Genomic DNA, 23,990 nt, shown 5'->3' on the forward strand with positions numbered 1-23,990 from the left:
GGCGACCGGACTAGCGTGTCATGCAGGACAAGGCAGGTCTATCAGTTTGGCTTCAATACCCGCAGCCGCAGAAGCTCGATGTTCGCGCGCCCATACATCTGGCGCTTGAGGAACTTGAGCCGGTTGACGTGACCCTCGGTCTGGCCATTGCTGCCATGGCAGCTTGAAGGCCGCCCGCATAGCCGGTAAGTCGGCGCGCAGGCTTTGCGCGAACCTACGCATTTCCGCAGCGTCGCAGCACGACAGACGCTTCAACCATCGATCGAACTGCCGCGGACTTCGCCGGCGCATGAGCCCGAGAAACTCCCGCGCGAGGCTGCGGACCTCGCCCACCACGGGTTCGATCTTGCACAGCGCCTGCACGAAGCGCTCGGGTCCGCGCTCCTGGGCTCCGCGACCGCGAGCTCCTCCATCCTATAAGCCATCCGAATACGCGCCTGGCCGACGGGCACGGCATCGTGCGCACGGGTGCTGGGAAAAGAGCTTCTTGCCCTGCGGAAAAAGGAGGCGAATCACGCAATTCCGAACGGCGGCGCGACTGCCCGTATAGCCCCGCTGCTTGAGTTCCTGCCAGATCAGTTCAGGAAAGCGACAGCCCTGTGCGATTCGCTCCTCGATATAGCTGCGATAGGGATTTAAAGGCGTCGGACCCCGCGCCCTGGGTGCGCGCTCGGGGAATGCCCCCGCGGTGATGAAGTTGCGCACGGTTCGATGGTCGATTGAGAGCTCGTGCCCGATTCCTTTCATCGTGCCGCCCTGGGCGTGTAGCGCCATAACCCGCTCGTACAGCGCCACCCGCGAGGCGCGTCGCTGATCGCTCAGACGCTGCCATGACCACAGTGAGTTGCGGCTCAGCTCCCGCTGCCGTCCCAGGGTCACGCCACCGACCTCGACTTGCTGCGCGGCTTGGCGCAGTTGCGGTCCGAGTCGGCACAGCAGTCTCTCAACGTTGTCGCGCAAGTTGCACAGTAGATGCCAGCGATCCGAGATTTGCGTGGCTGCCGGCAGCGCGATGTCGACCGCCTCGCAGTAGGCCCCAGCCCGGTCCCTGGCGACGATCTCGATCGATGGGTGCGCACGCATCCACGCGGCCACCGCAGTTCCTTCCCTGCCGGCGAACACTTCGATAGGCTCACGCCGCTCCAGGTCGACGATGATCGTTCCGTACTGGTGACCGCGCGCGATCGCCCAGTCATCGATGCCGACGACCCGCGGTCGTGGTTTGCGCTTGCGCTCAGGAGCTCTGCGCAACTCCCACAGCACGGTGTCGGCACTGGTGCGCAAGCCCAGGACGTTAGCAAGCCTGGCTGCCGCCTCACCACCGAGGGCATGGCCCAGCGCGTGCAACGCCCGAGCCTGCGATCGCGTACGACGTTGATGCGGACCGGCTAAGGCGTGGATGTTCTCGGCAAAGGTACGACGCGGGCAGCCGGCGTTTGCACACTTGAAGCGACGCACCTCAACGGCGAGAACGACCCGCTGCTCGAGCATCGGACGTTCTTCCAGCCTGCGCACATAGCTGCCGTGGCGTCGATTACTCCAACGATGGCAGGCAGGACAAGGTGCCGCGCGAACCGTACTGCAGGCTTCGACGGTAATGGTCTCCCCTCGCGCATCGCTGGAGATGACGCGCTTACCCACACGGGCGAGAATACGATCGATCCCACCGAGAACGTGGCTCATGGTAACGATCAACGTAAAGCCAGATCGGCCCGAAATCAAGCCCTTGACGCGGTCGTCACACAAAGTGCGGGAGACCCATCTTTACTACACTTCACGGCAACACGACGGGAGTCAATTGCAAGGCGACCGTCGCCGCATTCGGGCGAGCTATCCCCACCTACACTCCCACGACGCATCGTGTAGTAACGTCGATCGCCGACTTAGCCATGGCCGACCGATTGGGCGCCGATATACGTCATCCACCACGATCGCATCGGCCTGAATGATCGACCTGGATGATGCCCATCGGACAACGCGCCACGACGTTGCCGGGAGGAATGCGCTGTTCCGCCTGCCGAAGCGCTTCCTCCTCTCAAAGAGATGCCCAGCGTCGCGAAATCGTGTCCTACGTCGGTGGCGCTAACGCCGGCCTCCGCACAGCGTTTATGAGGCATGCCACCGGCTGCGACATCCCGCCGGCTTGCACGTGAGCGACCAGCATGTCGACCTGCGCTATGTGTACGACAACTTTGGCCATGCCTCGATCGCCACCACCAGCGCCAACCTGCACAGCAAGAAGGGGTTGGAACCAGGGTTGATTTTGGCTTCCCGCTTACAAACGCGCTGTGCGGTCAAGCACGAAAGTCACTCCGCGATCGCGATAATCTGGTTTAGCTGCTCGCAAACGGCAGCAAAAACCTCCAAGGGCGCCTGCTTCCAGGGGTGAGCCCTTGCGTTTCGGGCTCGCCAGTCAAACGACTTGGGTTGATGGGCCAGAACGTAGCTGTCCTTTCCCTTCGGGCCCTGAAACTTGATCGCAAACGGATTGGTCTCGTTGTAGGCTGCCGTAGTCATCGGCAAGCCAATCACGATACTAGTCCTTTCATTAAACGGCCGCGGTGAAAGAACAAGCATCGGATGCATATCCTTCATCTCGCGGCCGGCTTGCGGATTGCAGTCGATCCAAATAATGTCTCGTCGTTCAGGCGCCCATAGCTTGCCCGCCATTACATGGCCTCCGCGCCGACACGCCGCGTGGCCATGGCTTCGCCGCCGTGCTTGATGGGGTCAAACAGGGCAAGCTTTTCCGCGAGAGTGAGGGCACGACGACCAACTGGTCGAACAGTTACGCCAATCTCATCGACGGATACCTCCACTTCCTGACCCTCGGCGAAATGTGCAGAACGAGCCACCGCAGTGGGGATTCGAACGGCCAAGCTGTTGCCCCACTTCTGAATCGTCAGGGTTGCGCTTTTTCGCATGAAGATGCCTCCAAACAATGTTGATACAAGTATAAACATAACATATCTATGTTTCAACGCGTATCTACTTCACTCCCTCGACGTTGCTCGCCATCGCTGCCAACCAATGATTTTCTCCGCCCTAAAATACACTTGGGCGGCGCCATACCGATGCTGCACTTACACTGCGATAGGCTGCGCGAGCCCCCGGTTTCACCCCAGGCCACGTCTGTATCCAGTATGCGCCCGGCCTGTCGAAGCAACCCACGAGCGCAGCACGCCCCCCCCTGCAATACGTCGACATGGGCGCCGAGCCGGTCGGCTCCGCAGGAGCGGCATCGAATCGGTTGGGGCACCCCGAAGAAGGAAGAACCGTGATTCAACGCAGATCTCGTTCGCGCTATTCCGGGCAGCGCCGGCTATGGCAGCATCCACGGCGACATCGTAGCCCGCTGGAAGCCACCGGACGCGCTGATGACTGCCACGACAGGGAAATCGGTCGCCGCATTGTCGAGCTTGAGCAAGGCAGGCCAGGACCGCACGGCATGGGCAAGCCTTGCTCAAGCGACGATCACTGATCTTTCGAGGAGGTTCCGGCGCGGCACCTCTAGGTCCGTCGACCACATTCCGCAGACACCGCCTGCGAAATTGCCTAGCCACGTGACTTCGCAGACATGCCGGTAACGAAAATTTCGAAGCCCCCCCCCCCGGAACACCGTCCACCGGTCCGCCCTAGGCAAAGCCTTCTCAGTGCCCTAGTCGGCTTTCGGCTGTCTGTGCTCCCAGTGCGCAACGAGATGGCGCGCAAGCAACAGACAGGATTCGTGCCCTTCTTGATTAGATGCTAGATTTGGTGCAAAATTACATCAATTTTGAGGCAAGGAACATGTTATGCGCACCACCGTCACCATCGACGATGCCCTCTATGAACAAGCGCTAGAGGTGGCCGACCCCGGCATGGACAAATCCGACCTTTTTCGTGAGGCCATCAAGACTTTCGTCCGGGTACAAGCGGCCAAGCGCCTCGCGGCACTGGGTGGCGCCGCTCCAGGCATGCAAGATGTGCCACGTCGCCGTATGGAGCCTGAAGCGAAATGAGCGTCCTCGTCGATACCTCTGTATGGGTCGATCATTTTAAGAACCGCAATGACGCACTGGTCAATTTGATCGTGTCGGATCAAGCACTGACCCACCCTATGGTCTTGGTTGAATTGGCTTGCGGGACGCCCCCAGCCCCACGTGCCCGGACACTCGGCGACATCGGACTGCTGCAGCCAGCCAAGCAGGCGAGCCTGGCAGAGGTAATGGCGTTCATCGAGCACGAGAAATTGTATGGGCTGGGTTGCGGCCTGGTGGACGTCTCATTGCTGGCTTCCACTTTGATCACACCAGGCGCACAGCTATGGACCCTCGACAAGCGTCTCGGCGATTTGTCAGTGCGTTTTGGTGTGGCGCATCGACCCAAGCTTCACTAGTCCAATGCGTCATTGAAAAAGCACCCCATTTATGGTTAGATCAGGTGCATGGGAAAAATGAATCTGACCGAGCTCGAGCGTGAACAATTGCTGTCTGCGACTCGCAGCCGAACCATTCGGGCAGCCGACGCGCGCCGGGCCAAGCTGATCCTGATGCTTGAAGACGGTGAATCGCGCGACGCGATCATTGAGCGGCTGGGGTGCGATTCGCGTTTCATCTCGCGTTGGTCGAGTCGGTTTCTGGCGGAGCGGCTGGCGGGCTTGTACGCGCGCCATCCTGGACGAGCGCCCATGCAGCCGCCTGAGAAACTCGAGGCGCGTGTTCTGAGCTACACGCTCAAGCGCAAGCCCTTGGACGGATCGACACACTGGAGCAGCTACAAGCTTGCCGCGGAGCTGGGTGACGTGTCCATCTCGACCGTGCAGCGCATCTGGCGCAAACATGGCGTGCGCCCGCACAGGTTGGAGCGGCACATGATTTCCAACGATCCCAACTTCGAAACGAAGGCTGCAGACGTGATCGGGCTGTATCTGAACCCGCCCGCGCATGCGGCGGTGTTCTGCGTGGATGAGAAGACCGCAATCCAGGCCCTGGATCGCAAGGATCGGATGCTGCCACTGTCGCCAGGACGTGCCGAGAGTCACGGCTTCGAGTACAAGCGTAACGGCACGCTCAGCCTGTTTGCCGCACTCAACACGGCAACCGGGGAGGTGATCGGCAAGACTGCGCCACGTCATACCAGTGAGCAGTTCGTGGCCTTCCTCACTGACGTTGTAGCCAGTCAGCGACCGGAGCAAGAAATCCACGTCATCTGCGATAACGTGAGCAGTCACAAGACCGAGCGCGTGCGCGACTTCCTCAGCGAACACCCCAACGTCCACATGCACCACACGCCGACCTACACGTCCTGGCTCAATCAGGTCGAGAACTGGTTTGCGCGCATTCAGCGCGATGTGATCGCACGAGGCGTCTTCACTTCGGTGAAGGACCTGGATCGCAAGTTGATGCGTTATATCCGTCAACACAACAAAAATCCCAAGCCAATCAAGTGGAAGTACGACGATCCATCGCGGCGAATTCGCCCGGTGCCAATTCAATGACGCGATGGACTAGGACGCGTGAAGCGCCACCACATGCAGCAACGAGGCCCACTCCGCGCGGGAGGGCCTGCCAACAAGGTGCTGGCCACGGAACTGACAGGACACGTGCGCGAACCGGTGTCCGTTCGCGCTACAACTGACGACGCTGGAGAGGGGGCCACAGTGGAGACATTCCGATGCATGTAATGAAGCCAAAAGCCGCGCGCAAAGCCTCGCCGTCTTGGAGCCATGTCAAAGCCAGGCTGACCGACTTCGAGCGTGCCGGCCTGCTGGGGCTAGTGCAGGCCCTGTACGAGGCAAGCAAAGATAACCAGGCCTTCCTGCACGCCCGGTTTGCGTTGGGCGGCGATGTACTCAAGCCATACAAGGTGACCATCGACCGCTGGCTGTGGCCGGATGTATTCAAGAACCAGGACACGTCGGTGGCCAAGGCGAAGAAGGCGATCTCGGACTACAAGTGGGCCATTGGCCGGCCTGATGGGTTAGCCGAACTGATGGTGTTCTATTGCGAACGGGCGTCCGGCTTCAGTGCTGACATTGGTTTCCAGGACGATGGCTATTTCGACGCCTTGGTACGGATGTTCGAGCAGTCGCTGAAAATGATCACTGCCTTGCCAACTACACAGCAGCCGGCACTTTGGGCACGCCTGACCAAGGTGCGATGCATCAGTGACGATTTCGGCTATGGTGTGAGCAATGACATGGACGAATTGCTGGCCGAGTATGGAGTCGATGGCTGACGATGCGCTCGCCGCGCTGCAAGTCGAAAACGCCCGCCTGATCGCGCTGCTGGAAGCGCATGGCATCGAATGGCGCATGCCACCGAAGCCGGCGTCTTGCGTTCAGGAGGCGGAACAGCGCCATCTTTCCACGGGCGAGAAGGTCGCGCTGTTCCGCCGGCTGTTTAGCGGGCGCACGGATGTCTACCCGATCCGCTGGGAGAGTAAATCCACGGGTAAGTCTGGTTACGCGCCAGCTTGCGCCAACGAATGGCACGCCGACGTTTGCGAGAAGCCGCGCATCAAGTGCGGCGACTGCGGCAACCGATTGCTGATTCCGCTCTCTGATCAGGTCATCTACGACCATTTGGCCGGTGAGCATACTGTGGGCGTCTATCCGCTGCTCGAAGACGACACCTGCTATTTCCTCGCCGTCGATTTCGACGAGGCCGAGTGGCAGGACGATGCCCGTGCCTTCGTGAAGTCCTGCGGTGAGCTGGGTGTGCCGGTCGCGCTGGAAATTTCTCGTTCCGGCCAGGGCGCGCATGCTTGGGTCTTCTTCGCGGGCAAGGTCTCGGCGCGCGATGCGCGCCGCCTGGGCACGGCCATCATCAGCCACACCTGCTCGCGTACCCGGCAACTCAAGCTGGCCTCCTATGACCGTCTGTTTCCCAACCAGGACACGATGCCAAAGGGCGGCTTCGGCAATCTGATTGCCCTGCCACTGCAGAAGCGATCGCGTGAGCACGGCTGCAGCGTGTTCGTCGATGCCGATCTTCATCCCTATCCCGACCAGTGGGCCTTCCTGGCCTCAATCCAGCCGATGGCGCCGCACGACATCGAGCCAACCATCTTTCGTGCCACGGGTAGCGTCCACCCGTTGGATGTCACCTTCATCGGCGATGAGGATTTGGTCACGCCATGGAAGCACGAAGCTTCGGCGGCAAAGAAGCTCACAGGCAAGATGCCGGAGTCGCTGACCGTGACGCTGGCCAACCTGATCTATTTTGAGAAGGCGCAACTGCCACAGCCGCTGGCCAACCGCCTGATTCGTCTGGCGGCATTCCAGAACCCCGAGTTCTATAAGGCGCAAGCGATGCGGATGTCGGTGTGGGACAAGCCACGCGTGATCGGCAATGCAGAAAACTATCCGCAGCACATCGCCCTGCCGCGCGGCTGTCTCGATGCCGCGCTGGAACTGCTGCGCGACCATGGCATCCGCTGTGATCTACGCGACGAGCGCTACTCGGGTGAGCCCATCGATGTTGGCTTCGTCGGCACGCTTCGCCTCGACCAGGAGGCCGCCATTGCCGGGATGTTGCAGCACGATGCCGGCGTGCTATGCGCACCGACCGCCTTCGGCAAAACGGTGACGGCGGCCGCCATGATCGCCCGTCGCGGGGTCAATACCTTGGTGCTGGTGCATCGCACGGAACTGCTCAAGCAATGGCAGGAGCGCCTGCAAGCCTTTCTGGGCGTCGGCAAAGGCGTGGTTGGCACCATCGGCGGCGGCAAGGCCAAGCCTTCCGGCCAGATCGACATCGCAGTGATGCAATCTCTGTCGCGGCAGGGCGAAGTCAACCCGCTGGTCGAGCACTACGGTCATGTCATCGTCGACGAATGCCACCATATCGGCGCCGTGTCGTTCGACGCGATCCTGAAACGGACCAAGGCAAAGTACGTGCTCGGCCTGACCGCCACGCCGCTTCGCCGGGATGGCCAGCAGCCCATCATCTTCATGCAGTGCGGGCCGATCCGGTACACGGCGGCGAAGCCGGCCAGCTCACCTCACGCCCTGGCGGTCGTACCGCACACCTGCCTTTCACCAATTGAGCTGCCGACCGAGTCGGGAATTCAGGACGTATTTCGGCATCTGGTCCACAACCAGGCCCGCACTGACGCCATCGCCGCGGAAGTGCTCGAGGCCTTCAGGCAAGGCCGTAAGATTTTGGTGCTGACAGAACGCACCGAACATCTCAACGCCATCCAGGCTGCGTTGGACGGGAAAATTTCCCCACTCTTCGTGCTGCACGGACGGATGTCGAAGCCGCAACGTACCGCAATGATCACGGCGCTCGACGCCCTGCCAGCCGACGCGCCTCGCGTCTTGCTGGCGATCGGCAAGCTAGTTGGTGAAGGCTTCGACCACCCGCCACTCGACACCCTGGTGCTGGCGATGCCTGTGTCGTGGCGGGGAACCCTGCAACAGTATGCGGGCCGGCTGCACCGGGAACATGCCGATAAGACCGACGTACGGATCATCGATTTTGTCGACACTGGTCACGCGGCCTTGCTGCGGATGTGGGACAAGCGCCAACGAGGGTACCGGGCAATGGGGTATCGGATGGTGGGAGGGGCCGGGACAGAGTGATTGTTTCCCAGCTGGGTTCCTACGAGCGCTTCTTCGCCGATTCCCCCACACGCATGGGTTGCCGCCCACGCCACAGCCTGGGGAAAGCCGGCCGCAGGAGCGGCACCGCTTCGTATGGACCAGCAAGCCATAAGGCGCGTCCGCACGCCAAGCGAATGGCATTGCCGCACCGATCAAGGACCGCATCCGAGAATGACGCCCGTCCTGATCGCGCCTCTACGCTTCCAGCCAGGCATGCTGTTCCCTGGCCGTATCCTCGCCGATCTTGGCCGCATGGGCCGCTGCCTGTTCGAGCCAAGGCGCATGCGCCTTGGGAACGACCAGCATCGTCAAACCCAGCCCGTCCATCACTCGCAGGGCGTGCTCAAGGTTGACGCCCTTCCCGTTCTCGAGCTTGGACAGTATGCCGACAGAGACACCGCAATGCCTCGCCGCCTGGTCAATTGGCATCCGTTCCCCTGCCCGGGTTGCTCGAATGCGGTCGCCCAGTTGGTGAATGGTGCGAATCGTCGCGCGCGTCGGTGGCGTCGGATCAGGTAGTGGTCGCGGCATGGAGGCCCGTCCCGTGAAGAAGGCAAGCCAGCGTCCAGGCTGCTGGCCAGATTATTTCATGATAGTGAAATAATATCCGAAACGGAATTGGTTGCCCTCTATGCCGAGGGAAACTGCCTCATGCCAGCCAGCGATTGACGGTTGTAGGCGAAGCTTGGCGATTAATTGCATTTAAACTCCGGCGTAACGGCTTCGGTTGGATCACCGATTGAGATTGCATCGCCGAGGAAGCCAAACATCGCCCTAGAGGGATCGGCAAGGCGCCCACTAGGCAAGCCGGATACATGCATGCAGGGCGTTTCGACATCACCGACAAGAAGCTTGCAAAAGGCGTCGGGTCGATACACGCACCAAAAGTGCGATCACCCCATAGCCGGTGCAGCGACTAAGGCAAGGCCTGTGAGGTTTGCTCGAGCGGATCTGCAGCAGTCGTGTCGATGCGCTGCATCTTGTTGCCCTCAGTGATGTCCTGACGCATCACCGCGCCAGTGACCGGGCAGAACCAGTCGGTGACTTCCATGTGCGAAGGCTCGGACAAGACTTGCTCGCCTGCGATGATCATCGGACCGATCGAAGCCACGCGTATGTAGTGAATCGGCACGCATTCCGAAGGGCCTAGCGCGGTCTGAATCACCTGGCGTTTGCCCACTCGGCGCGAGGCTACTGTGACAGTCGCATGTGGGGCAACTAGCTTGCCGACTTCAACGCCCGAGTCACGGGCATAGATAGTGAAGGAAACGCTGGATTCGACTGTGGCCCCACTAATGACGTCGCCCTCTTGTAGCGGCAAACCGCGGTATTGATAGTCCAGCAGGCCAAGACCATCAATGGTAGTCGTGCCATACAGGCGCGTGTAACGCGCCCAGGCGTTGACCGTGCCGCTGCCAGTTATACCCGGCGGCGCCCCATCTTCAGCTGGCCGCAAGAGTAAGCGCTGCCTCTGCTCCGTGATGACAGGCGGGCCCATCAGCGCCGCCAGTGCCGTCTTGGATTGGATTTCCAGGTCGGTCTGGCATCCTGAAGCTGTGGGCAAGGGAGCCATCTGCGTGGATCGGCGTGACATGGGCATTTCGCCATCGGCTTCCATTTGCAGTCGCATTCCTCGCGGGAACCAGCTCGAGCTACAGACGTTTGCATCCCCTGCCGCCTCCGGCTGGTCGCCCGATGCTGCCATGGCCGCAGTCGCCACGCCCAAAAAGAAACAGGCGATGAGCCAGCTAGCTCGCCACTGCCAATAGAAGGGATCGCGGACTAGCGAGCGACGTCCGCGCCCGGCGGCGCAAACAAGGCATGCAGGCTCTTTGGAACCCAACACGTAACGCAAGCCATGCTCGGACTGCATTGCCGCTCCAGAATGTCGAGATCTGGTGAAAAGCAGCAACGTTGGCTTGGCTGCTTTTCTCCTGGCACTATATCTTGTCAGTCTAGTCCGTCGTGGTCCTCTCGTTGACGACTTGGAGTGTAAAGCCAAGGTCCGGGCTCAGTTCCGTATAGAGATCAAAAACGGAAAGTGCGAAGTCCGTCGGAGTATGGATTGAACTTCTCGGGCGCGCCATCGGCACATGGGTTGAACTGGCCGCGGGCTCCGTCGGCGTAAGGGTCGGCAGGTAGATCGCAAGGGCCAATCCGCCCATGCCGCGCTGGAAATGGCGGCGGCTCTCGTTCTCAATATGAGACCCGTTATCTGAGCCACGACCTGTGGGAGACGGAACATCTAGCCAACGTGGCCCGTCCTTCCATCCACAGCGCGGCTGCGCCGCCGGCCATCGTCCATGCGCTCCTGAGCAGCCTGGCGCTGATCGCAGGCCGTGAAGGACGCGAGCGCCGCGACCACCTGATGCAATTAATCGGGCAGTTGCGCAACGGCCTTCAAACCCTGCAAGGCCGGCATCCGCATGCCCTTTGGCAGCTCGCCGACAGCAGTACACCCTGCAACTGGAAACGGCGAGGATCTCCTCGCCGTTTTTATGCTGCCTTGCCTTCCGCGCCGCGCCGGATGTCCTTCTCCAGCGCCGGACTCGCAATGTCCGAGAGGCTTCGGATGGCCTGCTCGAGCGTGCGGATCAGATCCGGCGTGGCTCCCAGGCCTTCAAAAATGTTCTTCCAGCCCCGTACGGCACCCCATACCCGGCGAATCACGTCGAGCGCCGTAGGCCGGTCCGCCACGAAGGCAGAGAACTCGCTCATCGCATTATCGAGGGTTGCAAGCTTCCCCTGCGTGCCCACGCTCAGGTGCAGGCGGCGCTCCATGGAAACGGACGCCCGCGGCACGACGTCATACAGCGGGCTCAGGCGCCAGCCCTGCAGCTGCGTGTCGTAGGCAAACGCGTGGTTGCGCAGGTGGTCATCGTCGTTGGTCAGGAAGATGTTGAGCACCATGCGGGCAAACAGCTCCTCGTTGTCGGCTCTCACGCACGACGCCACGACCTGCTCGCGAATCGTCTGGGCCAGATCCTTGTAGCCCTTGGCCATCGACTCCATCTCCGGGCATCCCATGAGGGTCAAGGCGCTGACCTGCGCAATGCGGCCCTCCGTATAGCCAGACATGGGCTCAGTGTCGTAGCCGCGCGCCATGGCCGCGAGCGGTTGCCCGGCCGGCGCCCAGTACCGGTCGAACCGACGGATCATCAGCACCGGCTTGCCCCCGACCGCGATCACCTTCACCGGCGGAACGGAAAGCCCAGCGGCACGCGCGATCTCCAGGGCGCCAGCCTCGAGGACTGCCATGTTGAGCGTGTCGGTCTTGGACGGGAACTTGGCCAGCCACAGGACGCCGTCGGCCTCCCGCACGGAAGCTTTCGGGCGGGCGCCGCCGGCCGACGGCACGCCGCCGAGGTATGGCAGCAGGTTCGCCGGAATGGGCTCGCCGTTCTCGACCGCGTCAGCCACCTGCAAGAGGTATGGCAGATCGATCAGACCCCCGGCCCCCTTGTGAGCGAGGCTCTTGGTGTCCTCCCGCACGTCCAGCGCACCAACGCGGTCGCTGCCGGCCTCCAGCAGGTAGGTGAATTCGTCGAGCGAGTTCGGCGCGGCGTTGAGCCCGGCCTCGATGACGCGGCGGCCCCAGGCGTCGGGCGCAGCATCGCGGATCCCCCCAAATTCGTTCACCTCGGGCAGCGGGTACCACACCGTGCCGGGCTCGGCCTGCCGCGCCTGCGCCAAGGTGAGCGCGCGAGGGTCTACCTCAATGGCGTTCGGCCGCTGCAGGTAACGCGTGCCATAGGCGAAGCTGACGGTTTCCCGACCCGCGGACGTCTCGCGACTGAGCAGTCCCGCGGGCACGAAGTGATGCCCTTCCGCCTGATCGGCGATGTGGGCGAATACCGCTACCTTGTTGGGAGCGCGACGAGGGGCCAAGGCTTTTCCTTAGAAATCGAGTTCACGCAGTTCCGCCTTGCTTGCCGAGCGAATGCGCTGTGGCAGCTTGCGCGCATGCAAGGCGATCAATGCCGGCACATCCCCTGCCAGGAGCGCCTGCAGGGTGACTTCCGGCGCCAGGGCATGAACATAGCGCAGGATCTGCGTAAGAGTCCGTCCCGGATCACCTTTTTCGATCAGGATCGCTGTTCCCCGGGAGACCCCGGCGCGCGCAGCTACATCCGCCTGGCGTAGCCTCAGGCCTTGGCGCAGCTGGGTGATACGCGCACCGAGTTGCTCGGCTTCGGTGAACCGGGAAAGAGGCAGAAGTGGAGATTCGTCTCGTTTCATGATGTCCGTAATCCTGAACTATAAGACGATTTAGGTCTGTGATTACGAACATGTTAGCGGTGGTGGCGCTGGTGGTCAAGACCGGCATATGTTCCCAAACTTAGACTTTATCCCGCTTAACGTCCATGATTGTAAACATCTTAGATCGTTTCGATCCTTCCGCCTCACTCAGCTTGACGGATATGACGCAAAAGGCATAAACCTTCTCATCGAGTTGGACCCGGGGAAGGCTTCCTGGACGGCGCTTGCCGAGGAAGTCATGCAGGGCGTTGAAGATGGCCATGCCCTTGCCTGCGTCGGGGAAGCGCGCCTGTTGGCGGTGTAGCCCATACGCCATCCCACCGGCATAGCGCTGGGGGGTTTCGGGTTCCTCAGTGGGCAACAAGACCTGGCTGGTGCCGGCGACCGACGAGCTGATCGCCGAACTGGCGCGCTACCGTCGCGCCCACGAGTTGCCACCTACCCCGCAGTTCGGGGAGACGCGCCCGCTGGTGCTGCCGGTGATTGGAAGCGAGGGTCGCGAGAAACCCCTGTCACGCGGCGCGCTGCACCGATCCTGAAAGAGGTATTCGGCATGGCCGCGGAGCGCCTGCGGGGCTTGCTCGAATGCGGTCGCCCAGTTGGTGAATGGTGCGAATCGTCGCGCGCGACGGTGGCGTCGGATCAGGTCGTGGTCGCGGCATGGAGGCCCGTCCCGTGAAGAAGGCAAGCCAGCGTGGAGGCAGCTGGTCCGACGGTTCAAGCGGCGGCCCTAGCCCCTCCCGCTGGCTACAGGCTGCCACACAGAGCAGTGGGGCCAGCCAGGGGAACACCGGCGCCCCTGCTCACCCGAGACCCAGTATCTCCGAGAATTTGGCCCTCTCGGTACCGTGAATGCGCCAACCGCCGAACTACTTTGCAGCTGCCGGAGACGCCTGCGCTGTACGATGCCGCGCGCCTTTCGAGGCTGCCGCCGCAGCCGTATTGAAACTGTTCTCGGCGACTTCCACGGCCTGCTTTGCCGTCGACTGCATCGACTCATAGAGCGTAGTGGTCGCCTTTACGGCCTCCTGCCAGGCGGCCAGCGGAGCCGTCGAGCCTGATGGGGCGTTGCTCACCGCGCTATCAATGAGACTCTGCAGTTGGCCCTTGCCTGTTGTGTATTGGACTTCGACGACCTTCTCGAACTCCGCCCGCGTTGCAGCAAGGATGTCCTGCAGTTGACGCCGATACGCCAAAACGTTGTCGGCTGCAGGTTGAAATAATTCGATTTGCAGTTCGACGAGCTCTTGTGGGTTCTGGACTGAGAGGGCTTTCATTACGCCCTCCCGGGTCTGCTCCATGGTCGTCTTCATTGTTTGGAGGTTCAACTCCATCACTCTTTCGAAGCCCTCAACCGCCTTGTTGGTTAGTCCGACCAGGGCTTCAAGGCCCGCCAATTGCGTTTTCGTGCATTGTTCTGCTGTCCACTGAGTCATTTTGCATCTCCTAAGTGCGGCCCGTCCCCCGAACTAACCGGTGGCAGGGCGTTATGGTGGGAATCGAGTGAATGACAATTGCAACGTCGCGACCCTTGCGGCGGAGGCCGACAGGGAAGCCCGTGAGAGCGCCAGCGCCGGCAGTCTCTACGGGTTAAAGGAATGAACTCATTGCGAGGCCCGGCATGGCCAAGAATCGCTTGCGCGAACACGCCCGACGGCTCGGAGAAAAGCGTAGCCTTCGATTGTGACCTGAGGTCGGCTGTGGTTGGACCCAAAGCTCTCAAGCCTAATCAGATGATGCGCGAGCAGCGCCTCCACATCCGCGCGGTCTAGCTCCGTTGGGCCAGAGTTGTCGTCTACCAGCATCAGCGTGGCAAACTCATGATGGCTCAGCACAGTCGTGTCGTCTCCTAAGCTGTAGGTCTATTTTTGCTACGGGACATTTCACTGCCGTCCGTGACAGCTGGCCTGGCGCATACAGACCGCTTCTTTCCTCTCGGACGCGAGGTTCTGGCTGGTGAGCGCTTGTATTCGCGCTCCGAAAGAACATCCTAGCTCCTCGCCACCGACAGTTCAATACGAATAGCGGTTATGTTCGGGATAATCCCTAGTGCTCTTTTTGTTCGCCTACCACGTGCGAATTGGTTCGAAATTGATATATCACAACTTGATATGAATTCAAATTTCATGTCGGATGTTTTTCCGACCGACCGGACGGCATGTTTTAGCGCGATGGGCGAAGTCCAGAGAGCGATTGCGCTACGAAATTCGTCGCAGCGGTTAGCCATGCCAATAGGCTACGGCGACCACTCGAGCTTCTGTAAAAAAAGCAGCTTCAAGGCCGCCAGGCCTCTACGAATCACTAGGACGCAGAGACGGTTTGCAGCTGTGGCCGCCGGGGAGAGAGCCCGCGTTGCCGGGTAGTCACGCGCAGGACTTCAGGGCCAACCCATATTGACTTAGAATTTTCTTACGTCAGAATTAAGAGACACTTTGACCAAAATCTTGGGCGAGACTGAACGCTCCCTGTGGTTGCATACGGGGTGGGCGAGGCTGGCATGGGCAACGGGCCTTGCCATTGGTCCAAGTGACCAGAATAACAATGAGTTGAACTCAGTGCGACATAGAAGCGAGCTGGCGGGCCGTGCGCCGGTAGACTTGAACTTGAACGGGGACAAAAATGACGACGGCTCGAGCTGGAACCAAAGACGAAGCGATTAGACTCCTGGAAGCAGCGGGGATAGCACTAGTCGAACTAGACTACGAATCAGGTTGGCAGGATGCCATCGAACTCGGGCGCTTGGGCCAGAAGGCAGGCATCCGCGTGGAGTATCGCGGACATGAGAGTATCGCCGTTAAGTCGCACGCGGCGCTCATCGCCGGCCTCAGTCGACCGAAGGTGTCCTTCCGGCAAAGGAATCTTTACTGCCAGTTCGCATTGGTCGAGCTGCCAGCCGCGGAGTTGGCAACCTTGGAGACTAGGGCGTTGAAGCTTGGAGACTACATCCTGGCCGGGCATCTACTGCGGGACGTCGATACAGTGTGGGGCTGACTAGCGCGCTCATCATCGGCGCGACCTTACGGCTTTCAGCTACTTTTCGCCGATCTTCACTGAGGTGACGGGCTTTTCGGTCAAGGCCATTCCCTGGCTGCTAATGGCTATGGCCTAGCCAACGTCGTCGGCAACCTCATCGTCGGGCGTCTGGCCGACCACGGTCCGCCAACTCATTGTGCTTGCGCTGCTCCTGGGCGATCGCCCCCTTGTACGACAGCCGCAAAGCCAGCATTAACGGCAGGATGGCAACGATGATGCCCGCTGCTACGGCACTTGCTATCAGTGGTCTTCGTCGCATGTACGGAATCTTAGGGCGATAGTGACCAGCAGCGGAATTTCGCTCTATCCTCCCTGTTGGGACGCCCGCCTGCAGGCCGCCATCTTGGCATTACTGCGTGCGTCGTGGGGTACATAATCTGACAACGGCGACACGCCACTAAAACAAAACCGGACCTCGGCGGGTGTCGATGTCCGGCTCCAGCGCACCGAACGCCAAACCACGCAGCAATCCGCTGCGATTCTGTTCTTCGGGATTGTTTAACTACTGCGCTTCCCGGACAATTTCGTCCGCCCGCGCGCAATGAAACACTGCAGTACATCCCCGTGGTAAATCCCCAAACAGTGCTCGCGGGAGCCCCTCTTTTCTGCCCTCTTTGAGCATCTACTCCAATCCGTCGAACCTGCCCTCCTCCCGTGCGTACCTCACCGCGATGGCACCAACAGAACAATTGTGGTAACGACCCTGCCGATGGCGCAAATGCAGGGTGGTGGATAGCGCAACCACAGCGGCGATTTGTGTGCGCCAAAAGGACGTTATCTTGCGCAAAGGACACACGCCACAAACCCGCACAAATGCTTCCAGAAGCGCTGGCATGAGTCGACGCTTGGCTTAGCCGAAGCGCCCCCCGCTCACATGCAGTACCTCGCCAGTGATAAAGCCCGCGCGCTCCGAGGCTAGGAAAGCGACCGCGTCGGCGATATCTTCCGGACGACCCACGCGCTTGACCGGCTGCATCTGCACTGCACGCTCCTTGATGGTCTCGTACGTCGGCAACGCCTGCACCATCTCCGTCTCGATGAAACCTGGTGCAACGCAGTTCACTGTGACACCATAGCGCCCTTCCTCGATTGCCAGCGCCTTCGCCATTCCGATAAGCCCCGCCTTGGCAGCTGAGTAGTTGGCCTGCGTAGGATTGCCCAGGTGCGCGCGCGAGCTGATGTTGATGACGCGGCCCCAGCCCTGTTCGATGAAATGCGGCATCACTGCCCGGGTCGCCAAGAACGCCCCTTTGAGCATAACCTCCATGACGAGGTCCCAATCTTCCTCGCTCATCTTCACCAGAAACTTGTCCCGCGGGAAACCGGCGTTGTTGACCAGGATATGTACCCCGCCGAACTGCGCAATCGTTTCTTTCACCAGACGGTCCACCTCTTCAGCCTTGGTGATGTCAGCGATCACGCAATGGGCTTGCAGGCCATCGGCACGCAGCGCCGCGGTGGTCTCTTCCGCTCGCTCGCGCAGTACGTCTGTCACTACCACTCGCGCGCCCTCTTCAGCCAGCCGGCGAGCCGTTGCTGCACCAAGGCCTCGCGCCGACCCGGTGACGATCGCGACGCGATCTTTGATTAGCAGATCCATTTCCATTCCTCTCGTTAAGCCGTAGCGGCGGATGCCGTCGCGGCGTGGTCGCTGTCTGCAACGCATTGATGGACCATTTCCATCATGCGGCGTCCGTAGATTTTTGAAGCACTGGTGTATCGGCCGCGAGGTCTATGCGCACAATGAAGTTCGCAAGATTGCGAGAGGCCCGATGCGGATACCGCCATGACGGTGCACGCTGCCTGGGCCACAGCTCCTCATCCGATCACGCCCAGCCGATGCGGGTGGAAAAAACACCAGCACCTGCCGGCCTTCGCCAGTCGCCTGTCAGAACGACCGCGGCAGGCCCAGGACGTGTTCGGCGACGAAGGAGTAGATCAGGTTGGTGGAGATCGGCGCCACCTGGTAAAGGCGCGTCTCCCGGAACTTGCGCTCCACGTCATATTCGCAGGCAAAGCCAAAGCCGCCGTGGAATTGGAGACACGCATTTCCGGCCTCCCAGCTCGCCTTGGCCGCAAGGTATTTGGCCATGTTGGCCTGGGCGCCCATGGGCTCGTGCTGGTCGAACAGCTCACAGGCCTTCCAGCGCATCAGGTTTGCCGCCTCCAGCTCGATGAAGGACTCGGCGATCGGGAACTGCACGCCCTGGTTCTGGCCGATGGGGCGCCCGAATACCTCGCGCTCCTTGACGTACTTGGTCACCCGGTCCATGAACCAGTAGCCGTCGCCGATGCACTCCGCCGCAATCAGCGTGCGCTCGGCGTTCAGGCCATCGAGGATGTACTTGAAGCCCTTGCCCTCTTCACCAATCAGGTTCTCCTCGGGGATCTCCAGGTCCTCGAAGAACAGTTCATTGGTCTCGTGGTTGACCATGTTGGGGATCGCTCGCACGGTCAGGCCTTTCTTCTACGCCTCGTGCAGGTCCACCATGAAGATGGACATCCCCTCGCTCTTCTTCTTCACCTCGGCCAGCGGCGTGGTGCGCGCCAGCAGGATCATGAAGTCGCTGTGCTGGACGCGGCTGATCCACACTTTCTGGCCGTTGACGACGTAGCGGCCGTCTTTCTTGATCGCAGAGGTCTTGATCTTGGTGGTGTCGGTGCCGGTGGTAGGTTCGGTCACGCCCATGGACTGCAGGCGCCATTCGCCCGAGGCGATCTTCGGCAGGTACTTGTCCTTCTGCGCCTTGGAGCCGTGCCGCAGCAGCGTGCCCATGTTGTACATCTGGCCGTGGCAGGCACCGGAATTGCCGCCGCAGCGGTTGATTTCCTCCATGATGGACTGAGGCCTCGGTCAGGCCCAGCCCGGAACCGCCGTACTCCTGCGGGATCAGCGCCGCGAGCCAGCCAGCGTCGGTGAGCGCATTGACGAACGCCTCGGGATAGGCGCGCTGCTCGTCCACCTTGCGGAAGTATTCGTCCGGAAACTCGGCGCAAAGCGCGCGCACGGCATCACGGATTTCCTGGAAGTTGTTCGATTGGGTCTGTTCGATCATCGGCGTCGTTGGCGGTCAATGTCATCAGCGCTTGCTGGCAGCAGCAGCGCTCGGTCGGCTATTGGACGGTGTTGCGGCGCAGTGGAATGCGGGTCCTCGCGCCGATCGGTGAGAGGCGCCCCCCGGCAATGTGGAACGCCCGCCTCCTTGTCATGGCCGCAATGGTCGCTGCGTCCGCCCCGCTCGGCAATCAGCCTTTTCCAAAGCGCGCCTTCGATTGAGGTTAAGCCCCCGCTTTCGCAATCGCTAAAGCCCACCATTAGCATTGTCAAATAGCGCAAAACCTGCTTTGGAGCCATGCTTTGCGCAATTTCCTGACGATGACATAGGGACAAAGGACATGGCAGTCAGCTACCACCACCTCAAGCAGCGTCCGTTCTCCCCGGTTCGCCAGCACTACACTGAGCGCGACACCATGCTGTATGCACTCAGCCTGGGGCTGGGCAACGATCCGCTGGACGCGGCTTCCCTGCCCTTTGTCTTCGAAGGCGCCGCCGGCGGCTTGCGCACCCTGCCTGCGCAAGCCGTAGTGCTGGGCTATCCAGGCTTCTGGGCGCGCGAGGCCGACACAGGCATCGACTGGGTCAAGCTGCTGCACGGCGAGCAGCGCATGCGCCTGCACCGCCCCCTGCCGGCCAGCGCCGACATCGTCGGTCACAATCGCATCACCCACCTGACCGACAAGGGCGAAGGCAAAGGCGCCATCATGGTCACCGAGCGACGCCTGGAAACGGGGCAAGGCGAGCTGCTGGCGACGGTGCAGCAGGTAACGTTCCTGCGCGGTGACGGCGGCTACAGCCAGCTGAATGGGGGCCAGCCCAGCGATGCGCCGCTGCCCGCGCTGCGTCCGAGCCCGGAGGACCGTGCGCCCGACTTCACCGACACACAGGCGATCCGCCCCGAGGCCGCGCTGCTGTATCGCCTGATGGGCGACTTCAACCCCCTCCACGCAGACCCGGCGGTGGCCCGGGCCGCGGGCTTCGGGCGCCCGATCCTGCACGGGCTGGCAAGTTACGGCCTGGTGGCGCACGCACTGGTACGCCAATGCGCCGATTACGACCCGACCAGGTTGCGCGCGCTGGACATCCGCTTTGCCGCGCCTGTGTTTCCCGGCGAAACCCTGGTCACCGAAATCTGGCGCATGCCGGAGAACCCGTCCCACTATCAGCTGCGGGCAAAGGTGCTGGAGCGCGACAAGATCGTGCTCAGCCACGGCTGGGCCGAGATCGCCTGAAACGAGAAAGCGCCGCCTGCTTGCCGACTGACTTTTGCCCCGTGGACATGCACACCCTCTCCTCCCGCCTGCAAACCCTGATCCGCCCCGGAGACCACCTCTGGTGGGGGCAAGCAACCGCCGAGCCGCTGACGCTGACGCGCGCGCTGGTCAAACACCGGCATGCGATCGCGCAGGGAGGACGGCTCAGTGTCTTTGTCGGCATCGGGCAGTCAGACACATTGCAGCCGGCCCAGGCCGACGTGCTCGATTTCTTCGGCTATGCCGCCAGCGGCCCGCACCGGCAGCTGGCCAGGGCCGGCGTACTGGACATCGTGCCCAGCCACTATTCGCACCTGCCCGGGCTGATTCGGCAGGGCACGCTGCGCGCGGACGTGGTGCTGGTGCAGGTGTCGCCCCCCGACGAACAGGGGCGCTACAGCCTTGGCTTGGTGCACGAGTACATCCCCGCTGCGCTCGACCGCGCCCGCGTCGTCATCGCGGAAGTGAACCCGGAGGTGCCATGGACCCACGGCAGCCACTACCTCACCGCGGACGATATCGACCTGCCGGTCGAAGCGCTGCACGCCCCGATCAGCCTTGACCGTAGCGCTCCCGGCCCGGCCGAACAGGCCATCGCAAGCCACATTGCCGGCTGGGTGGAGGACGGCGCCACCTTGCAGATGGGCATCGGCAACCTCCCGGAGGCCGTGGTGGCGGCGCTGCATGACCGCCGCGACCTGGGGCTGCACAGTGGCGCGGTCGGCGACGGCATTGCGGCATTGGCTGAAGCGGGCGTGCTGACCAACGCGCGCAAGAGCATCGATGCCGGCGTCGGCATCGCCGGCATCCTGATGGGCAGCGAACGGCTGCGGCGCTGGGCGCACCGCAATCCGCGGCTGCAGTTGCGCGAGACCAGCTATACCCATCACCCCGAGGTGCTCGCCAGCATCGACAAGCTGACCGCCATCAACTCCGCCATCGAGGTCGACCTCACCGGCCAGGTAAACGCCGAAGTCGCCGCTGGGGTCTATGTCGGCGCCGTGGGCGGTGCAGTGGACTTCCTGCGCGGCGCGGCGCGCAGCCGGGGGGGCTTGCCCATCGTCGCCCTGCCGGCAACCGCCAAGGGTGCGAGCCGCATCGTCGCGCAGTTGTCCGGGCCGGTGAGCACGCCCCGGTCCGACGCGGGCCTGATCGTCACCGAGCACGGCGTGGCCGACCTGCGCGGCCAGACACTGTCGCAGCGCGTGCGCCGCCTGCTGGACATCGCCGCGCCGGAACACCGCGAGGACCTGGAGCGCCAGGCCCATGCCTTGCTGCGCCAGTGCGGCGCGGCGTTTGTTGTGCATCCCGTGGCCCTTCCAGGCACGCATTGACCAATTGCCCTGCTTCGCCTACCCAAAATAAATTTCCAAGGAGACTTCCATGCGCCGAGCCGCTATCGTCACCCCCCTTCGCACCCCCGTCGGCACCTTCGGCGGCAGCCTGCGCCCCGTGCCTGTCGAGGAACTGGCCGCCACCGCAGTACGCGCCGTCGTGCAGCGCAGCGGCATCGACCCCGCGCGCATCGATGACGTGGTCTTTGCCCAGTCCTACGCCAACAGCGAAACACCCTGCGTGGGCCGCTGGGCCGCGCTGCAGGCCGGCCTGCCCGTCGAAGTGCCGGGCATGCAGCTGGACCGCCGCTGCGGCGGCGGCCTGCAGGCCATCGTCACGGCCTCGATGATGGTGCAAAGCGGCGCTGCCGACGTGGTCATCGCAGGTGGCGTCGAGAGCATGAGCAACATCGAGTACTACACCACCGACATGCGTTGGGGCGCGCGCTCGGGCAATGTGCGTTTCTACGACCGCCTTGACCGCGGCCGCGAACGTTCCCAGCCGGACGAACGCTTTGGCAAGATCTCCGGGATGATCGAAACGGCCGAGACCCTGGCGCGCGACTACGGCATTACCCGCGAGCAGGCCGACGCCTTCGCCGTGCGCAGCCACGCGCGCGCCGCGGCGGCCTGGGAGGCAGGCCGCTTCGATGCCGAGGTTATTCCCGTGCAGGTGCCCCAGCGCAAGGGCGATCCGCTGCAGTTCGCGCGCGACGAAGGTTTTCGCGCCGATGCTTCGCGCGAAAGCCTTGGCAAGCTGCGCGCCCTGATGCCCAACGGCACCGTCACCGCCGGCAACGCCAGCCAGCAGAACGACGCCTCGGCGGCCTGCCTGATCGTGGCCGAAGACAAGCTGGCCGAACTGGGCCTCACCCCCATGGCCACGCTGGTGGGCTGGGCCGCCGCGGGCTGCGAGCCATCGCACATGGGCATCGGCCCGGTGCCCGCGGTGAAGAAGCTGCTGGCGCGCCTGAGCCTGACGCTCGACCAGATGGACCTGGTGGAACTGAACGAAGCCTTTGCCTGCCAGGTGCTGGCCGTGCTCAAGGGCTGGGACTGGAACGACCAGGATGCAATCGAGCACAAGCTCAACGTGAACGGCTCGGGCATCTCGCTGGGCCACCCGATCGGCGCCACGGGCGTGCGCATCCTGGCCACGCTGCTGCACGAACTGCAGCGCCGCGGCGGTCGTTATGGTCTGGAAACCATGTGTATTGGCGGCGGCCAAGGCATTGCCGCGGTGTTTGAGCGCTGCTGATCCGGCGCAACGCTGTCAAGCCACCGTCGTCCCCGCGAAAGCGGGGATCCGGTGACTTCTAATGACGCCTGGCTCCGGCTCACGTGCCCCAAAGGGGTATTCGTGAGAATGAAGGTAGCGATTGAGCTACCGAACTGTAATTGGGCTGTGCCTGCATTTTCGCATTACGTAGGAGAGTATTATGATTTCCACCTCACGCCGCCACCTATTCTTGTCCGGACTGGCTCTGTGCGCCACAACGCTGGCCAGCGCTCCTGCCACCGCGCAGGGCAACGGCCAGCCGGTCCGCCTCGTGGTCGGCTACGCCGCGGGCGGCCCCGCCGACCAAGCCGCGCGGCTGTTCGCGGTGGCGCTGGGCAAGACGCTGAACGCCAATGTCATCGTCGACAACAAACCTGGTGCCAATGCCACGCTGGCCGGCTATGAAGTGGTACGCGCCAAGCCCGACGGCGCTACGTTGTGGTTCGCCGCCAGCGCGGCGCTGACGGTTGCGCCCAACATCATGAAAAGCTTGCCGTACGATCCGGCCAAGGACCTCACACCAGTGGCACCGGTGGCGCGCTACTACAACATGCTGGTGGCCAACAACAAGGAACCCTTCAAGAGTACGCAGGAACTGGTCGCCTACGCCAAGGCACACCCCGGCAAGCTCAGCTACGGCTCCTCCGGCGTGGGCAGCTCCAATCACGTCGCCATGGCGCTGTTCGCGCGGCAGGCGCAAGTGGAGTTGAACCACATTCCCTACAAGGGCAATGCGCCGGCCATGACCGACACCATCGGCGGCCAGATCGACATGATGTTCGACATCATCAGCACCGCCAGCGGCTATGTACAGAGCGGCAAGGTCAAGCCTATCGCCGTAGGTTCGCCCAAGCGCAACCCGTCGCTGCCCAACGTGCCGACCTTCCGCGAAGCGGGCATTCCTGCCCTGAAGGACTACGAGGCCGGCGGCTGGTACGCCATCTACGCGCCCAAGGGCGTGGCGCCGGAGCTGACGCAGAAGCTGGCGGCGGCGGTGCAAAAGGCCGTGGAAGACGCCGGGCTCAAGAAGCGCTATGCCGAACTCGGCTACGAACAGTGGAGCGGTACCACGCAGGACGTAGTGAACACCGCAGCGCGCGAGCGCACGCAGTGGGCTAGCGTGCTCAAGGGCGTCACGCTGGACTGAGCCCCTTCCCCGGACACCGACCAGATATTTAGGAAG

General features: G+C 62.3%; 21 protein-coding genes and 3 pseudogenes. 13 read left to right on the forward strand and 11 right to left on the reverse strand.

Features of this window, described 5'->3' with window-relative positions; all coding sequences use genetic code 11:
• Window positions 1-20: 20 nt before the first annotated feature.
• Window positions 21-167, forward strand: a complete 147-nt coding sequence (locus ABNX08_RS40605; protein WP_022540371.1) for a hypothetical protein — start codon at window positions 21-23, stop codon at window positions 165-167.
• 247 nt (window positions 168-414) lie between these two features.
• Here the strand turns inward: ABNX08_RS40605 and ABNX08_RS40610 are convergent, their stop codons facing one another.
• The gene (locus ABNX08_RS40610; RefSeq protein ID WP_349606525.1) at window positions 415-1,683 is read right to left on the reverse strand and encodes an ISL3 family transposase; all 1,269 of its coding nucleotides are present in this window, start codon (window positions 1,681-1,683) and stop codon (window positions 415-417) included.
• A 430-nt stretch (window positions 1,684-2,113) separates the two neighbouring features.
• On the opposite strand from ABNX08_RS40610, the pseudogene ABNX08_RS40615 reads away from it, so the two are divergent.
• A pseudogene (locus tag ABNX08_RS40615) lies at window positions 2,114-2,389 on the forward strand (hypothetical protein); the annotation flags it as partial.
• Here ABNX08_RS40615 and ABNX08_RS40620 read toward each other — a convergent pair.
• Window positions 2,308-2,670, reverse strand: coding sequence for a type II toxin-antitoxin system PemK/MazF family toxin (locus ABNX08_RS40620; RefSeq protein WP_022540374.1), 363 nt, complete (start codon window positions 2,668-2,670; stop codon window positions 2,308-2,310). The pseudogene ABNX08_RS40615 and the gene ABNX08_RS40620 overlap by 82 nt on opposite strands.
• The gene (locus ABNX08_RS40625) at window positions 2,670-2,924 is read right to left on the reverse strand and encodes an AbrB/MazE/SpoVT family DNA-binding domain-containing protein (protein ID WP_041682425.1); all 255 of its coding nucleotides are present in this window, start codon (window positions 2,922-2,924) and stop codon (window positions 2,670-2,672) included. The genes ABNX08_RS40620 and ABNX08_RS40625 overlap by 1 nt, the downstream gene beginning before the upstream one ends.
• Before the next feature lie 870 nt (window positions 2,925-3,794).
• On the opposite strand from ABNX08_RS40625, the gene ABNX08_RS40630 reads away from it, so the two are divergent.
• From ABNX08_RS40630 to ABNX08_RS40650, 5 genes are all read left to right on the forward strand, one after another.
• Entirely contained in the window at window positions 3,795-4,001 is a 207-nt protein-coding gene (locus tag ABNX08_RS40630) for a type II toxin-antitoxin system VapB family antitoxin (RefSeq protein WP_022540376.1), read from the forward strand.
• A complete protein-coding gene (locus ABNX08_RS40635) occupies window positions 3,998-4,378 on the forward strand; it encodes a type II toxin-antitoxin system VapC family toxin (protein WP_022540377.1) in 381 nt (126 codons plus the stop codon). Before ABNX08_RS40630 ends, ABNX08_RS40635 begins: the two co-directional genes overlap by 4 nt.
• Window positions 4,379-4,426: 48 nt before the next feature.
• A complete protein-coding gene (locus tag ABNX08_RS40640) occupies window positions 4,427-5,479 on the forward strand; it encodes an IS630 family transposase (RefSeq protein WP_349606529.1) in 1,053 nt (350 codons plus the stop codon).
• Window positions 5,480-5,655: 176 nt separating this feature from the next.
• Window positions 5,656-6,219 (forward strand): hypothetical protein, encoded by a 564-nt coding sequence (locus ABNX08_RS40645; RefSeq protein ID WP_022540378.1) that lies wholly within the window; start codon window positions 5,656-5,658, stop codon window positions 6,217-6,219.
• A complete protein-coding gene (locus ABNX08_RS40650; protein ID WP_022540379.1) occupies window positions 6,212-8,569 on the forward strand; it encodes a DEAD/DEAH box helicase family protein in 2,358 nt (785 codons plus the stop codon). The genes ABNX08_RS40645 and ABNX08_RS40650 overlap by 8 nt, the downstream gene beginning before the upstream one ends.
• 216 nt (window positions 8,570-8,785) lie before the next feature.
• Here ABNX08_RS40650 and ABNX08_RS40655 read toward each other — a convergent pair whose 3' ends face one another.
• From ABNX08_RS40655 to ABNX08_RS40675, 5 genes are all read right to left on the reverse strand, one after another.
• The gene (locus tag ABNX08_RS40655) at window positions 8,786-9,019 is read right to left on the reverse strand and encodes an XRE family transcriptional regulator (RefSeq protein ID WP_349606532.1); all 234 of its coding nucleotides are present in this window, start codon (window positions 9,017-9,019) and stop codon (window positions 8,786-8,788) included.
• A gap of 487 nt (window positions 9,020-9,506) precedes the next feature.
• Window positions 9,507-10,208, reverse strand: a complete 702-nt coding sequence (locus ABNX08_RS40660; RefSeq protein WP_022540381.1) for a hypothetical protein — start codon at window positions 10,206-10,208, stop codon at window positions 9,507-9,509.
• Between the two features lie 878 nt (window positions 10,209-11,086).
• A complete protein-coding gene (locus ABNX08_RS40665; protein ID WP_349606535.1) occupies window positions 11,087-12,478 on the reverse strand; it encodes a type II toxin-antitoxin system HipA family toxin in 1,392 nt (463 codons plus the stop codon).
• 9 nt (window positions 12,479-12,487) lie between these two features.
• Window positions 12,488-12,829 carry a helix-turn-helix transcriptional regulator gene (locus ABNX08_RS40670; RefSeq protein WP_022540384.1) on the reverse strand — a complete coding sequence of 114 codons (342 nt, stop codon included), beginning with the start codon at window positions 12,827-12,829 and terminating at the stop codon, window positions 12,488-12,490.
• 100 nt (window positions 12,830-12,929) lie between these two features.
• Window positions 12,930-13,112 (reverse strand): hypothetical protein, encoded by a 183-nt coding sequence (locus ABNX08_RS40675; RefSeq protein ID WP_349606537.1) that lies wholly within the window; start codon window positions 13,110-13,112, stop codon window positions 12,930-12,932.
• A gap of 91 nt (window positions 13,113-13,203) precedes the next feature.
• On the opposite strand from ABNX08_RS40675, the pseudogene ABNX08_RS40680 reads away from it, so the two are divergent.
• Window positions 13,204-13,424 (forward strand): annotated as a pseudogene (locus tag ABNX08_RS40680) (integrase); the annotation flags it as partial.
• Window positions 13,425-13,719: 295 nt separating this feature from the next.
• On the opposite strand, the gene phaP2 reads toward ABNX08_RS40680, so the two are convergent.
• On the reverse strand, window positions 13,720-14,286 hold the full coding sequence (gene phaP2 / locus ABNX08_RS40685) for a TIGR01841 family phasin PhaP2 (RefSeq protein ID WP_022540387.1): 567 nt from the start codon (window positions 14,284-14,286) through the stop codon (window positions 13,720-13,722).
• 1,183 nt (window positions 14,287-15,469) lie between these two features.
• Here phaP2 and ABNX08_RS40690 point away from each other — a divergent pair.
• The gene (locus ABNX08_RS40690) at window positions 15,470-15,841 is read left to right on the forward strand and encodes a PHA-granule associated protein 4 (RefSeq protein WP_349606540.1); all 372 of its coding nucleotides are present in this window, start codon (window positions 15,470-15,472) and stop codon (window positions 15,839-15,841) included.
• 892 nt (window positions 15,842-16,733) lie between these two features.
• On the opposite strand, the gene ABNX08_RS40695 is transcribed toward ABNX08_RS40690, so the two are convergent.
• Window positions 16,734-17,483, reverse strand: a complete 750-nt coding sequence (locus tag ABNX08_RS40695) for a beta-ketoacyl-ACP reductase (RefSeq protein WP_349606542.1) — start codon at window positions 17,481-17,483, stop codon at window positions 16,734-16,736.
• A 288-nt stretch (window positions 17,484-17,771) separates the two neighbouring features.
• Window positions 17,772-18,939 (reverse strand): annotated as a pseudogene (locus ABNX08_RS40700) (acyl-CoA dehydrogenase family protein).
• A 340-nt stretch (window positions 18,940-19,279) separates the two neighbouring features.
• On the opposite strand from ABNX08_RS40700, the gene ABNX08_RS40705 reads away from it, so the two are divergent.
• From ABNX08_RS40705 to ABNX08_RS40720, 4 genes are all read left to right on the forward strand, one after another.
• Window positions 19,280-20,173, forward strand: a complete 894-nt coding sequence (locus ABNX08_RS40705; RefSeq protein ID WP_349606544.1) for a MaoC/PaaZ C-terminal domain-containing protein — start codon at window positions 19,280-19,282, stop codon at window positions 20,171-20,173.
• A gap of 47 nt (window positions 20,174-20,220) precedes the next feature.
• Entirely contained in the window at window positions 20,221-21,528 is a 1,308-nt protein-coding gene (locus tag ABNX08_RS40710; protein WP_349606546.1) for an acetyl-CoA hydrolase/transferase C-terminal domain-containing protein, read from the forward strand.
• Window positions 21,529-21,577: 49 nt separating this feature from the next.
• Window positions 21,578-22,786, forward strand: a complete 1,209-nt coding sequence (locus tag ABNX08_RS40715; protein WP_349606548.1) for an acetyl-CoA C-acetyltransferase — start codon at window positions 21,578-21,580, stop codon at window positions 22,784-22,786.
• Window positions 22,787-22,967: 181 nt separating this feature from the next.
• Complete coding sequence (locus ABNX08_RS40720; RefSeq protein ID WP_349606550.1) at window positions 22,968-23,954, forward strand: tripartite tricarboxylate transporter substrate binding protein; 987 nt, start codon at window positions 22,968-22,970, stop codon at window positions 23,952-23,954.
• Window positions 23,955-23,990: the final 36 nt, after the last annotated feature.

This window comes from Cupriavidus sp. DF5525 (assembly GCF_040149425.2).
Taxonomy (GTDB): Bacteria; Pseudomonadota; Gammaproteobacteria; order Burkholderiales; family Burkholderiaceae; genus Cupriavidus; species Cupriavidus pickettii_A.

Excerpts from the sequence above, each read along its gene's own strand:
- ABNX08_RS40605 (WP_022540371.1), top strand. The coding sequence starts at position 21 with ATGCAGGACAAGGCAGGTCTATCAGTTTGGCTTCAATACCCGCAGCCG.
- ABNX08_RS40610 (WP_349606525.1), bottom strand. The coding sequence starts at position 1,683 with ATGAGCCACGTTCTCGGTGGGATCGATCGTATTCTCGCCCGTGTGGGT.
- ABNX08_RS40620 (WP_022540374.1), bottom strand. The coding sequence starts at position 2,670 with ATGGCGGGCAAGCTATGGGCGCCTGAACGACGAGACATTATTTGGATC.
- ABNX08_RS40625 (WP_041682425.1), bottom strand. The coding sequence starts at position 2,924 with ATGCGAAAAAGCGCAACCCTGACGATTCAGAAGTGGGGCAACAGCTTG.
- ABNX08_RS40630 (WP_022540376.1), top strand. The coding sequence starts at position 3,795 with ATGCGCACCACCGTCACCATCGACGATGCCCTCTATGAACAAGCGCTA.
- ABNX08_RS40635 (WP_022540377.1), top strand. The coding sequence starts at position 3,998 with ATGAGCGTCCTCGTCGATACCTCTGTATGGGTCGATCATTTTAAGAAC.
- ABNX08_RS40640 (WP_349606529.1), top strand. The coding sequence starts at position 4,427 with ATGGGAAAAATGAATCTGACCGAGCTCGAGCGTGAACAATTGCTGTCT.
- ABNX08_RS40645 (WP_022540378.1), top strand. The coding sequence starts at position 5,656 with ATGCATGTAATGAAGCCAAAAGCCGCGCGCAAAGCCTCGCCGTCTTGG.
- ABNX08_RS40650 (WP_022540379.1), top strand. The coding sequence starts at position 6,212 with ATGGCTGACGATGCGCTCGCCGCGCTGCAAGTCGAAAACGCCCGCCTG.
- ABNX08_RS40655 (WP_349606532.1), bottom strand. The coding sequence starts at position 9,019 with ATGCCAATTGACCAGGCGGCGAGGCATTGCGGTGTCTCTGTCGGCATA.
- ABNX08_RS40660 (WP_022540381.1), bottom strand. The coding sequence starts at position 10,208 with ATGGAAGCCGATGGCGAAATGCCCATGTCACGCCGATCCACGCAGATG.
- ABNX08_RS40670 (WP_022540384.1), bottom strand. The coding sequence starts at position 12,829 with ATGAAACGAGACGAATCTCCACTTCTGCCTCTTTCCCGGTTCACCGAA.
- ABNX08_RS40675 (WP_349606537.1), bottom strand. The coding sequence starts at position 13,112 with ATGGCCATCTTCAACGCCCTGCATGACTTCCTCGGCAAGCGCCGTCCA.
- phaP2 (WP_022540387.1), bottom strand. The coding sequence starts at position 14,286 with ATGACTCAGTGGACAGCAGAACAATGCACGAAAACGCAATTGGCGGGC.
- ABNX08_RS40690 (WP_349606540.1), top strand. The coding sequence starts at position 15,470 with ATGACGACGGCTCGAGCTGGAACCAAAGACGAAGCGATTAGACTCCTG.
- ABNX08_RS40695 (WP_349606542.1), bottom strand. The coding sequence starts at position 17,483 with ATGGATCTGCTAATCAAAGATCGCGTCGCGATCGTCACCGGGTCGGCG.
- ABNX08_RS40705 (WP_349606544.1), top strand. The coding sequence starts at position 19,280 with ATGGCAGTCAGCTACCACCACCTCAAGCAGCGTCCGTTCTCCCCGGTT.
- ABNX08_RS40710 (WP_349606546.1), top strand. The coding sequence starts at position 20,221 with ATGCACACCCTCTCCTCCCGCCTGCAAACCCTGATCCGCCCCGGAGAC.
- ABNX08_RS40715 (WP_349606548.1), top strand. The coding sequence starts at position 21,578 with ATGCGCCGAGCCGCTATCGTCACCCCCCTTCGCACCCCCGTCGGCACC.
- ABNX08_RS40720 (WP_349606550.1), top strand. The coding sequence starts at position 22,968 with ATGATTTCCACCTCACGCCGCCACCTATTCTTGTCCGGACTGGCTCTG.